Origin of the sequence: Methylobacterium sp. WL116 (genome assembly GCF_008039455.1) — a bacterium.
Classification (GTDB): domain Bacteria; phylum Pseudomonadota; class Alphaproteobacteria; order Rhizobiales; family Beijerinckiaceae; genus Methylobacterium.
Window position 1 is genome coordinate 1 of the sequence record NZ_VRUV01000106.1, and the last position, 11146, is coordinate 11146.

The window sequence follows — 11146 nt, forward strand, 5'->3', positions numbered from 1 at the left end:
GCGCCCGGCCCGGCCGCGCCGGGCGGCGGGTTGGCGCGCTTGAGCGCATGGGCGCCGCGATGGTTGACGTGGGTGATGGCGATGGCGAGCGCATCGGCCGCATCCGCCAGCTTGAACTCGGCCTTCGGCAACAGGAAGCGCACCATCGCCTGGATCTGCGCCTTCTCGGCATGCCCCGAGCCGCAGACCGACTTCTTGATCAGGTTCGCCGCGTACTCGAACACCGGCACGCCAGCGAGCGCCGGCACCAGCAGGGCGATGGCGCGGGCGTGCCCGAGCTTGAGCGTCGCCTGCGCGTCCTTGTTGACGAAGGTCTCCTCGACCGAAACCTCGTCGGGCGAGAAGTCCCGCACGACCCGGGTGATGCCCTCGTGCAATTCGCGCAGGCGCAGCGCCAGCGGCAGGTCGCCGTCCGAGGTGACGACGCCACAATCGACGTAGGCGAGCTTCGCCCCCGTCACCGTCACGACGCCCCAGCCGGTGCGGCGCAGGCCCGGATCGATGCCAAGGATGCGGATGGGCGTCATGAACCGGACCTTGGCCGCACGGCCGGAACGCCGTACCGGCTCTGTCTGAGCACATAGCGTGAACGAAGGGTTTCGCCAAACGGTCGCGGCTGACCGACTTTCGAAACTGAGGCGATCGAACTACCGTCGGCTTCGCGGCGCGCCACGATGCGGGCCGAAACTGCGGGCGGGCTGGCGGATGAACACCCTCGATTGGCTGGTGCCGACCCTGGCCTTCCTCGCGCCGCTGCCGCCGATGCGGCCGGAGCCGCCGAAACCGCTGCGCGGCAACGCCTGGGCGGCGGGCATGGTCATCGGCAGCGTCTGCCTGATGATGGTGCTGCCGATGTTCACGATCTGGAGCTTCTGGGGGCCGCACGATTCCTTCCAGGTCCGCTGCGAGGCCTCGGGCGGCCGCGTGCTGCAGGACCCGGCGATCGGGGTCGCGCCCTACCGCTGCGACCGCAGCGGGGCGGCCTCGCCCCGCTGACGCCCGCGCCCCGCGTCTCGCGCCTCAGGCCTCGAGCTTGGCCACCAGCGCGTCGGACAGGGCGAAGTTGACGTAGACGTTCTGCACGTCGTCCTGGTCCTCGATCACCTCGACGAGGCGGATCAGCTTCTCGCCGGTCTCGTCGTCGACGTCGATCGTGTTCTGCGCCTTCCAGACGAGGCCGGTGCGGGTCGGCTCGCCGAAGCGCGCCTCCAGGGCCTTGGTGACCTCGCCGAAGGAGTCCTGCGCGCAGGTGATCTCGTGGCCGGATTCGTCGGAGCGCACGTCGTCGGCGCCGGCCTCGATCGCCGCCTCCAGCATCGTGTCGGCGTCGGCGACCGAGGCCGCGAAGCCGACCACCCCGACACGGTCGAACATGAACGCGACGGCGCCGGTCTCGGCGAGGCTCCCGCCGGACTTGGTGAAGGCCGAGCGCACGTCGGAGGCCGTGCGGTTGCGGTTGTCGGTCTGCGCCTCGACGATCAGCGCAGCACCGCCTGGGCCGTAGCCCTCGTAGCGGATCTCCTCGTAGGTCTCCCCGTCGGCACCGGCCGCCTTCTTGATCGCCCGCTCGATGTTGTCCTTGGGCACGTTCTCGGCGCGGGCCGCGATGATCGCCGCGCGCAGGCGTGCGTTCATCGCCGGATCGGGCAGGCCGAGCTTGGCCGCCACCGTGATCTCGCGGGCGAGCTTCCCGAAGAGCTTCGAGCGGACGGCGTCCACCCGGCCTTTGCGGTGCATGATGTTCTTGAACTGGGAATGGCCGGCCATGGCGTCGCGCGTTCTTTGGGTCTTGGCGGCGGAGGGCTCGCGCCCTCGACGCCGCCGGGCGGGGATGCCGCGGTTTATACGCGCGTGCGGCGCGGGGAGGCAACGCGGGCGGCACACGCGAACGCGATCGGCCGACGACGGAAAGATCAGCGGCGACGGGCGTTCCCGAACCGTGGCCGACCGGCGCGCCGACGAGGACAGAATGCGAAAACAGGTTGAGCGGAAACGGACGGTCGTGGTCACGGGCGCCAGCGCCGGCGTCGGCCGGGCGGTCGCCTGCGAGTTCGCCCGGCATGGATGGAACGTCGGCCTGATCGCCCGAGGCGAGGCCGGCCTCCACGGGACGATCGAGGACGTGGTGCGGGCCGGCGGACGCCCGATGGCGTTCGCGGCCGACGTCGCCGACGCGGACGCGGTGTGCCAGGCGGCCGCCGAGGTCGTCGCGGCGTTCGGCGGCATCGACGTCTGGGTCAACAACGCGATGGTGACGGTCTACGCGCCCGTCCAGCAGACCTCCGCCGAGGAGTTCCGTCGCGTCACCGAGGTGACCTATCTCGGCCAGGTCCACGGCACGCTCGCCGCGCTCGAGCACATGGTGCCCAAGGATTCCGGCACCATCGTCCATATCGGCTCGGCCCTGGCCTACCGCTCGATCCCCCTGCAGGCGACCTATTGCGCGGCCAAGGCGGCGGTGCGCGGTTTCGTCGACTCGCTGCGCAGCGAATTGCTGCACGACGGCAGCAAGGTGCGGCTGACGATGGTGCAGCTGCCTGCGGTGAACACGCCGCAATTCGATTGGGCCCGCTCGGTGCTGCCGCGCAAGCTCGAGCCGGTGCCGCCGATCTACCAGCCCGAGGCGATCGCCCGCCACGTCTACGCGGCCGCGCAGGCGGCGCCGCGCGAGCTTTGGATCGGGACGTCGGCCTGGAAGGCGATCGTCGGCAACATGGTGATCCCGGGCTGGATCGACGGGTATCTCGCCCGTCACGGATATCGCGGGGAGATGACCAGCGTGCGCGCCAACAAGCACCGAGCCGACAACCTCTACGAGCCGGTGGACACCGATCCCGGCGCCCATGGCCGTTTCGACGACCGCTCCGTCGGCCACGTCGCCGCCGCCGACCCGAAATGGCTGAAGCTCGGGCTTGCCGCGGCACTGGGCCTCGTCGCGGGGACGATGCTGTTCGCGACGGAAGCGCAGGGGCGGCACGATGCGCGCCGGCAGTCGGCCGGTCGCCGGCTCGCCCGTCGCGACTGATGGGTCAGGCGCTCGCGTGCCACTCCCTCAGGCCCGCGAGCGTCACCACCCCGTCCGCCCACGCGAACCCGAAGACGTGCCGGTGCGGATGCCCCGGCTCGCCGAGATCCGACACCGCCGAGAACGCACCGTCGAGGCGGTGGCTCTCGGTGTAGCGGCTGCGGGTCGCCAGCACCGGCAGGCCGGCATCGAGCGCCGAGCGGATGCCGGCGGCGGAATCCTCGAACGCGATGGCCTCCGACGGCGCGATGCCGAGGCGTTGCACCGCGAGATCGAAGATGTCGGAGGCCGGCTTCTTGCGGGCGGCCTCGTCGCCCGAGGCGATCACGTCGAAGGGGCGGTCGCCGGCCGGAAAGTTGACGGCGAGGAGCGTGTCGACGTTGGCGCGGGTGGTGGTCGTCGCGATCGCGAGCCGGACGTCGCCCGCCCGCGCCTCGGCGATCAGCCTCGCGACGCCTGGGCGGAGCGCGAGCGCGCCCTCCGCGACGAGGCCGCCGTAGATCGCGGTCTTGCGGGTGTGGATCTCCGGCATGCGCGCTCGCAGGCCCGCGGCATCGCCGTGGCGGGTCGCGACGTAGTGGGCGAGCCGCTCCTTCCCGCCCATCACCGTCAGCAGGTCGGCGTAGCACGCCGGGTCCCAGTGCCAGGGCAGGCCGAGCTCGGAGAAGGCGTGATTGAAGGCCTGGCGATGCAGGTCCTCGGTCTCGGCCAGCGTCCCGTCGACGTCGAAGATCAGCGCCTTCAGCATGAGGTCGCCATCAGCATCGGATCGCCCGGCCGCGCGCCGCCTCGGCGCCGGCGCGGATCGCGGCGATCCGCTCGGCGTAGCGGTCGGGGCCGTCCTTGAACACCGCGTTGCCGGCGACGAACACGTTGGCGCCGGCGGCGGTCGCACGGCCGACCGTCTCGGCGTCGACGCCGCCGTCGACCTGGATGTCGATGGCGCGGCCCGCGATCATCGCCTTCACCCGCGCCACCGTCTCCAGGGCGCTGCCGAGGAAGCTCTGGCCGCCGAAGCCCGGGTTCACCGTCATCACCAGCACCATGTCGGCGAGGTCGAGCAGCGGCTCGACCATCGCGGCGGGCGTTCCCGGGTTGAGCGCGATGCCGGTGCGCTTGCCCAAGCTTCGGATGGTCTGGAGCGAGCGATGGCTGTGCGGCCCGGCCTCGACGTGGACGGTGATGCCGTCGGCGCCGGCGTCCGCGAAGGCCGCGAGGTAGGGGTCGGCCGGCGCGATCATCAGGTGCACGTCGAAGAACTTCTTCGTGTGCGGGCGCAAGGCCTTCACCACCGGCGGCCCGAAGGTGATGTTGGGCACAAAATGCCCGTCCATCACGTCGAGATGGATCCAGTCGGCGCCGGCCGCGTCCACGGCGCGGGTCTCCTCCGCCAGCCGTGCGAAGTCGGCCGACAGGATCGAGGGGGCGATGATGGCCTTTGGCATGCGGCAGGTTCCGAGACGCGCGGGGCCGACACGCCCTCGCGCGGGCTGATGAGGGGTGGGGAAGCCCGGCCAAAACAGCCGGACTTATTGCCCGCGACGACCCGTGCGGTCAGGCGAGCCGGCGCTTGCGCTCGACGAGTTGCATGATGATCGGCGTGAGGATGAGCTGCATCGCGAGGTCGAGCTTGCCGCCGGGGATGACGATCGAGTTGGCCCGGCTCATGAAGCTGCCCTCGAGCATCGAGCGCAGGTACGAGAAGTCGATGCCCTTGGGGTCCTTGAAGCGGATCACCACCATCGATTCGTCGGCCGTCGGGATCCAGCGGGCGATGAACGGGTTCGAGGTGTCGACCGTGGGCACCCGCTGGAAGTTGATGTCGGTCCAGGAGAATTGCGGGCAGATGGTCTGCACGTAATCCGGCATCCGCCGCAGGATCACGTCGGTGACCGCATCGGTCGAATAGCCCCGGAACGACCGGTCCCGGTGCAGCTTCTGGATCCATTCGAGGTTGATCACCGGCACGACGCCGATCTTCAGGTCGGGGTAGCGCGCGAGGTCCAGGGTCTGGTCGACGACGCAGCCGTGCAGGCCCTCGTAGAACAGCAGGTCGGAGCCGGGCGCGAAATCCTCCCACTCGGTGAAGCTGCCCTGCGGCCGCCCGTAGCGCGCGGCGTCCTCGACGTCGTGGACGTAGTGCCGGGTCCGGCCCCGCCCGGACTCGCCGTAGGTGCGGAACACCTCCTCGAGCTCCGGCAGGAGGTTGGCGCGCGGCGCGAAGTGCGAGAGCGTCGGCTCCGCCGCCATCATCGCGTGCATCGTCTCGCGGTCGAAGGCATGGAAGCCGTCGCCCTCGATGTAGACCGCCGACACGTCCTCGCGCCGGAAGATCTGCTCGAAGGTGTTGCGCACCGAGGTCGTGCCGGCCCCCGAGGAACCGGTGACCGAGATGATCGGATGCCGCGCCGACATGCTGCTACCGGGCGTGTCCCGAGGTCACGAGCGCATCAGCCCGCGCTGCCCGAACAGGGGGGAGCGCCCGGCGGCGTGGTTGCGCCCGTCGTAGTACTTGGCGACGCTGGCGACCTCCTCGACCGAGCCGAAGACCAGCGGCACGCGCTCGTGGATGCCGGCGGCGGCGATGTCGAGGATGCGGCGCTCGCCGTCGGTGGCGCCGGCGCCGGCCTGCTCCATCAGCATGGCGATCGGGGCGGCCTCGTAGAGCAGGCGCAGGCGTCCTTGCGCGTAGCCCTTGCGCCCGTCGCCGGGGTACAGGAACACGCCGCCGCGCATCAGCACGCGCTGCGCGTCGGCCACCAGCGAGCCGAGCCAGCGCATGTTGTAGTCCTTGTCGTGCGGGCCCTCGGCGCCGCGCAGGCAATCCTCGATGTAGGCCTTGATTGGGCCGTCCCAATGCCGGGCGTTCGAGGCGTTGATCGCGTATTCCTTGGCGGCCGCCGGCACCTCGAGCGCGGCATGGGTCAGGCGGAAGGCGCGCTCGGCACGGTCGAGCACGTAGACCTGGGTGCCGTGGCCCAGCGTCAGGATCAGCACCGTGGCCGGCCCGTAGGTGACGAAGCCGGCCGCCGTCTGCGCCGTGCCGGGCGTGGTGAAGGAGGCGATCGGGTCGCCCTCGGCGGTCACGGCCGGGCGGATGCCGAAGATGGTGCCCACCGCCATGTTCACGCCGATGTTCGACGAGCCGTCGAGCGGGTCGATCGCGACCGCGAGCGGCGCCCCGGCGTTGAGGTGCATCACGCCCTCGGCCTCCTCGGAGGCGACCTCGGCGACGGGCGCGCCCTGGAGGGCTTCCGTGACGCGCTGGTGAGCGATCACGTCGAGCGCCTTCTGCACGTCGCCGTCGCTGTTGTGCTGGCCGGCCGCCGCGAGGTCGCCCCCGAGCGCTCCGCGCCCGATGACCTCGCTGATGTCGATGGAGGCCGCCGCGATCGCGGCGATCACGGCGGCGGTGTCGGCCAAGTGCGGCTCCGCCGCGACAGCCTCGGCGAGGCATGCATCGAGCCGCGATCCGAGTGCCGGTGAACCTGTCGACATCCGCTTGCCTTTCCGCCCGAGATCCTGCCGCGCCGTCATGCGTGCGACGGCGCCTGCCGCAGGCCTTACCTGCCCGAATGCCGGCAGGATACCGCACGCGGGTCGCCCTTCACCAGGGACCGACGCCGCCTGTGGGCAAGAAATCTAAAACATCTTGCGGCCGATTACAAAAAAACTAAAAACAGCGCATGCGCAACCTGTCCCTCAAGCAACTTCAGGCCGTCGCGGCGGTGGCACGTCTCGGCACCATGACGCGGGCCGCCCAGGAGCTCAACGTCACCTCGGCCGCCCTCTATGCCCGCATCCGCCAGCTGGAGGAGGAGGCGGGCCTGCTGCTGTTCGACCGGACGCCGACCGGGTTGAAGCCGACCGATGCCGGCCGCGAGATGCTGTGGGCGATCGACAGCATCAACACCGTGCTGGAGACCTGCGCCGACAAGCTCCGCATTCTCAAGGGCGGCGCCGGCGGCCGAGTGACGCTCGGCGTGGTCTCGACCGCGAAGTACTTCGCGCCGCAGGTGATCGCCGGCTTCGTGAAGGCGCATGCCGGCGTCGAGATCAACCTGTCGGTGCGCAACCGCGGCAACACGGTCGAGGCGCTGCGCAACTACGAGATCGACTTCGCGATCATGGGGCGGCCGCCGCGCGACTTCGCGATCGAGGCCGAGATCTTCGGGCCGCACCCCCTGGTGCTGATCGCCGATCCCAACCACCCCCTGGCGGGCCGCCGCGGGCTGACCAAGGCCGACATCGCCGAGGAAGCCTACCTCGTGCGCGAGGACGGATCGGGCACCCGCACGGTGTTCGAGGAATTCATGAACGGGATCATCATCAAGCGGGCGAAGCTCGGGATCGATTCCGGCTCGAACGAGACGATCAAGCAGGCGGTGATGGCCGGGCTCGGGATCGCGCTGCTCTCCGCGCACACGGTCTCCGCCGAGGTCGAGGCCGGCCGTCTGGTTCTGCTCGACGTCCAGGGCCTGCCGATCCGGCGCGACTGGTACGCGGTCCGCCGGGCCGACAAGGTCCTGGGTCCGGCGGCCGCCGCGTTCTGGGAGTACCTGATGCAGGACGGCGCCCGCTGGTTGCCGGGGGTCGAGGTGCTCGGCCAGGAGACGGTCGCCGCGATCGCCGCCGGGGGCAGGGCGTGAGCGCCGGCCTCGTCGTCGTCGGGGGCGGGCAGGCGGGGTTCCAGGTCGCCGCGTCGCTGCGCGAGGCCGGGTTCGCCGATCCCGTCACCATCGTTGGCGACGAGCCGGGCCTCCCGTATCAGCGGCCCCCGTTGTCGAAGGCCTATCTCGCCGGCAAGACCGACGCCGCGGGGCTGCACCTTCGCCCCGACGCCTTCTACGCCGAGCACCGCATCGCGGTCCGTTCGCAGACCCGGGCCGTCGCGATCGACCGGGCGGCCAGGACGCTGCGGCTCGGCGACGGGACCGTCCTCCCGTACGATCACCTCGTTCTCGCCACCGGCGCGCGCAACCGCCCGCTGCCGGTGCCCGGCGCCGACCTTGCCGGCGTGCGCCAGCTGCGCGACCTCGCCGACGCGGACGCCCTGCGCGCGGCCTTGGAGATCGCGCGGCGGATCGTCGTGGTCGGCGCCGGCTTCATCGGCCTTGAGTTCGCGGCCGTCGCCGCCGCGCGCGGCCTCGACGTGACGGTGATCGAGGCCGCTGACCGCCCGATGGCGCGGGCGGTCTCGACCGAGACCGGCGCTTTCTTCCGCGGCGCGCATGAGGGGCTCGGCGTCCGCTTCGCCTTCGGTGCCGGCGTCGCATCGATCGCGGGGGAGGGCGGCCGCGCCGGCGCCGTCCGCCTGTCGGACGATCGCGAGCTGCCGGCCGACCTCGTCGTGGTCGGGATCGGCGTGCTGCCGAACCAGGAGCTCGCGGCCGAGGCCGGCCTGTCCGTCGCGGACGGCATCCGGGTCGACGCGTTTCTCGCCACGGACGACCCGGCGATCTCGGCGATCGGCGACTGTACGCGCCATCCCAGCGCCTTCGCGACGGGATTGTCCGCGGACGGCACCGTGCGGATCGAATCGGTGCAGAACGCGATCGACCAGGGGCGGTGCCTCGCGGCCCGCCTCGCCGGCCGGCCGGCAGCCTACGCGGCGCTGCCCTGGTTCTGGAGCGACCAGGGTCGCTACAAGCTGCAGATCGCCGGCCTCTCGGGGCCGTCGGACCTGTCGGTCCGGCGGGGTGCCGGCGAGGCGTTCTCGGTGTTCCGCTACCGCGGCGCGCGCTTGGTCGCGGTCGAGTCGATCAACCGCGCGGGCGACCACATGATGGCCCGTCGCATCCTCGGCGCCGGACGGACGCCGACGCCGGTGCAGGCCGCCGACCCCGCCTTCGACCTCAAGGCGTTCGCGGTGCCGTGAAACGCATCGACCCCGCACGGCCGGGGCCGAACGGGGTCGATGGTCGTCGGATGGGGTGAGGCCCGACCCGCCCGGGCCGGGCGATCGCCCTCAGGAGATCAGGTCGAGCTTCGCGGCTTCGAGGCCGTTGCTGCGCACCGATTCCGGCAGCGCGAGGAAGTCGCGGTAGCCGGCCTCGCGCGCCATCGCGTCGAGGGCGGTCGCCTCGTCGCCGGCCGAGCCGGTCCACAGGACGATGCCGTTCTTGGTCTGACGAATCTGGAAGATGCTCATGGGAGCCCCGTCGCATGGGATGTTGAAAGCTTAACGTCCTCAATGCGGCGCGGTTGCAGATATTCGGCCGCCTATTTCCATGCCGTCGTCTACGCTCCCCGGGGCGTCGGCGCGTGCCTTCAAAACGCCGGGCTGCGGTGCGACAGGGCAGGCTCAGGCGAGCCCGCGGCCGCCAGCGAGACCACTGCTGTGATGCGATCCTTCGTTGCCGCCCTGCGTGTCGCCGGCCTCGCGGCGGCCTTCTGCGCGGGCGCATCGACCGCCGGCGCGGTCGAGACGGCGGCGGTGCCCGAGCCGCAATCCATCGCGCCGGCGATCAGCGTCGTGCCGGCCCAGACGCGGGAGATCGTCGAGCGGGCGGTCATCACCGGCACGCTGGTGCCGCGCGACGAGATCCTGGTGTCGCCGGAGATCGAGGGCTTCCGCATCATCGAGCTGCTGGCGGAGGAGGGCGACCGGGTCGCCGCCGGCCAGGTGCTCGCGAAACTCTCCACCGAGATGATCGCGACCCAGGAAGCCGCGAACGCGGCGGCGGTCGCCCGGGCCGAAGCCGCGATCGTTCAGGCCAAGAGCCAGATCGTGCAGTCGGAGGCGGCCCAGACCGAGGCGCGGCTGTCGTTGGAGCGCGCCCAGGCCCTGATCAAGACCGGGAACGCCACCGCCGCGATCCTCGAGCAGCGCGTCTCCGCGGCACAGGGCGCGGACGGCAGGCTCGCCTCGGCCCGCGGCGGCCTGCAGGCCTCAGAGGCCGATCTCGCCACCGCCAAGGCCTCGGGTGCCGAGATCGCGCTCAAGCGCGCCCGCGCCGCGATCCGCGCGCCGGAAGCCGGGATCGTCAATCGCCGCACCGCCCGCGTCGGCGGAACCGCGACCGCGGCCGGCGAGCCGCTGTTCCGCCTGATCGCGCGCGGCGAGATCGAGCTGGAAGGCGAGGTGCCGGAGACCTGGCTGCCGCGGATCAAGATCGGCGATCCGGCCCAGCTCGACCTGGAGGACGGGCGCAAGATCGTCGGCAAGGTCCGCCGGGTCTACCCGGAGGTCGACCGCACCACGCGGCTGGGCAAGGTCCGCATCGCGCTCGGCGACGATCCCGCGCTCCGCATCGGCGCCTTCGGCCGCGGCACCGTCGAGGTGGCGCGGCGAACCGGCGTCGCGGTCCCGGTCTCTAGCCTCCTGTTCGCGGCCGACGGCAACGCCGGGGTCCTCGTGGTGAGGGACGAGCGGGTCGAGGCGCGCAAGGTCGTGCCCGGCCTCTCCGCCGCGGGGTTCTCCGAGGTTCGCAGCGGGCTTGCCGCCGGCGAAACCGTCGTCGCGCGCGCCGGAAGCTTCCTGCGCGACGGCGACCGGGTGCGGCCCGTGCCGCCCGAGACCCTGACGCCGCTCGCCGACGCGACCGCGCGCTAGGGGCGACGTCATGCGCCTCAACATCTCCGCCTGGTCGATCCGCCAGCCGCTGCCGTCGATCGTCCTGTTCCTCGTCCTGATGCTGCTGGGCTTCGTCAGCTTCCGCTCCCTGCCGATCACGCGCTTTCCCAACATCGACATCCCGATCGTCTCGGTGACGATCACCCAGTCGGGCGCGGCGCCCTCCGAGCTTCAGACCCAGGTCACGAAGTGGGTCGAGGATTCGGTGGCGGGCGTGAAGGGCGTCAAGCACATCCTCTCGACCATCACCGAGGGCTCGTCGGTCACCACCATCGAGTTCCGGCTCGAGGTGAACACCGATCGGGCCGTCAACGACGTGAAGGATGCGGTCTCGAAGATCCGCCTGAACCTGCCGCGGACCATCGACGAGCCGATCATCAACCGCGTCGAGATCGCCGGCCTGCCGATCATGGTCTACGGCGCGTCCGCGCCCGCGATGACGCCGGAGGACCTGTCGTGGTTCGTCGACGACGTGGTCGCCCGGTCGATCCAGGGCGTGCGGGGCGTCGGCGGCGTCGAGCGCCTCGGCGGCGTCGCCCGCGAGG

13 protein-coding genes are annotated in these 11146 nt (G+C 71.4%); 6 read left to right on the top strand and 7 right to left on the bottom strand.

Annotated features, from left to right (window positions below; translation table 11 throughout):
- On the bottom strand, positions 1-527 hold a 527-nt coding region (gene ruvC, locus FV223_RS10640; protein ID WP_147727019.1), incomplete at its 3' end, for a crossover junction endodeoxyribonuclease RuvC.
- 178 nt (positions 528-705) lie between these two features.
- Here ruvC and FV223_RS10645 point away from each other — a divergent pair.
- Positions 706-996: a hypothetical protein gene (locus tag FV223_RS10645; RefSeq protein ID WP_147727020.1), complete on the top strand. Its 291-nt coding sequence runs from the start codon at positions 706-708 to the stop codon at positions 994-996.
- A 24-nt stretch (positions 997-1020) separates the two neighbouring features.
- Here FV223_RS10645 and FV223_RS10650 read toward each other — a convergent pair whose 3' ends face one another.
- Positions 1021-1767, bottom strand: coding sequence for a YebC/PmpR family DNA-binding transcriptional regulator (locus FV223_RS10650; protein WP_147727021.1), 747 nt, complete (start codon positions 1765-1767; stop codon positions 1021-1023).
- Positions 1768-1969: 202 nt separating this feature from the next.
- On the opposite strand from FV223_RS10650, the gene FV223_RS10655 reads away from it, so the two are divergent.
- Positions 1970-3025, top strand: coding sequence for an SDR family oxidoreductase (locus FV223_RS10655; protein ID WP_147727022.1), 1056 nt, complete (start codon positions 1970-1972; stop codon positions 3023-3025).
- A 4-nt stretch (positions 3026-3029) separates the two neighbouring features.
- Here FV223_RS10655 and FV223_RS10660 read toward each other — a convergent pair whose 3' ends face one another.
- The 4 genes from FV223_RS10660 to FV223_RS10675 all read right to left on the bottom strand — a co-directional run bounded on the left by FV223_RS10660 (position 3030) and on the right by FV223_RS10675 (position 6523).
- Positions 3030-3773, bottom strand: coding sequence for an HAD-IA family hydrolase (locus FV223_RS10660; protein ID WP_147727023.1), 744 nt, complete (start codon positions 3771-3773; stop codon positions 3030-3032).
- 10 nt (positions 3774-3783) lie between these two features.
- Positions 3784-4470 (bottom strand): ribulose-phosphate 3-epimerase, encoded by a 687-nt coding sequence (rpe, locus tag FV223_RS10665; protein ID WP_147727024.1) that lies wholly within the window; start codon positions 4468-4470, stop codon positions 3784-3786.
- Between the two features lie 109 nt (positions 4471-4579).
- A complete protein-coding gene (locus FV223_RS10670; protein WP_147727025.1) occupies positions 4580-5440 on the bottom strand; it encodes a phosphoribulokinase in 861 nt (286 codons plus the stop codon).
- A gap of 24 nt (positions 5441-5464) precedes the next feature.
- Positions 5465-6523 (bottom strand): class 1 fructose-bisphosphatase, encoded by a 1059-nt coding sequence (locus FV223_RS10675; protein ID WP_147727026.1) that lies wholly within the window; start codon positions 6521-6523, stop codon positions 5465-5467.
- Between the two features lie 188 nt (positions 6524-6711).
- Here FV223_RS10675 and FV223_RS10680 point away from each other — a divergent pair, with 188 nt between their 5' ends.
- Both FV223_RS10680 and FV223_RS10685 read left to right on the top strand, forming a co-directional pair.
- On the top strand, positions 6712-7674 hold the full coding sequence (locus FV223_RS10680; RefSeq protein ID WP_147727027.1) for a LysR family transcriptional regulator: 963 nt from the start codon (positions 6712-6714) through the stop codon (positions 7672-7674).
- The gene (locus FV223_RS10685) at positions 7671-8903 is read left to right on the top strand and encodes an FAD-dependent oxidoreductase (RefSeq protein ID WP_147727028.1); all 1233 of its coding nucleotides are present in this window, start codon (positions 7671-7673) and stop codon (positions 8901-8903) included. The genes FV223_RS10680 and FV223_RS10685 overlap by 4 nt, the downstream gene beginning before the upstream one ends.
- Positions 8904-8993: 90 nt before the next feature.
- On the opposite strand, the gene FV223_RS10690 is transcribed toward FV223_RS10685, so the two are convergent.
- A complete protein-coding gene (locus FV223_RS10690; RefSeq protein WP_147727029.1) occupies positions 8994-9176 on the bottom strand; it encodes a hypothetical protein in 183 nt (60 codons plus the stop codon).
- Between the two features lie 192 nt (positions 9177-9368).
- Here FV223_RS10690 and FV223_RS10695 point away from each other — a divergent pair, with 192 nt between their 5' ends.
- Complete coding sequence (locus FV223_RS10695; protein WP_147727030.1) at positions 9369-10580, top strand: efflux RND transporter periplasmic adaptor subunit; 1212 nt, start codon at positions 9369-9371, stop codon at positions 10578-10580.
- A 10-nt stretch (positions 10581-10590) separates the two neighbouring features.
- Positions 10591-11146, top strand: a 556-nt coding sequence (locus FV223_RS10700) for an efflux RND transporter permease subunit (protein ID WP_147727031.1), incomplete at its 3' end; no start/stop codon positions are given.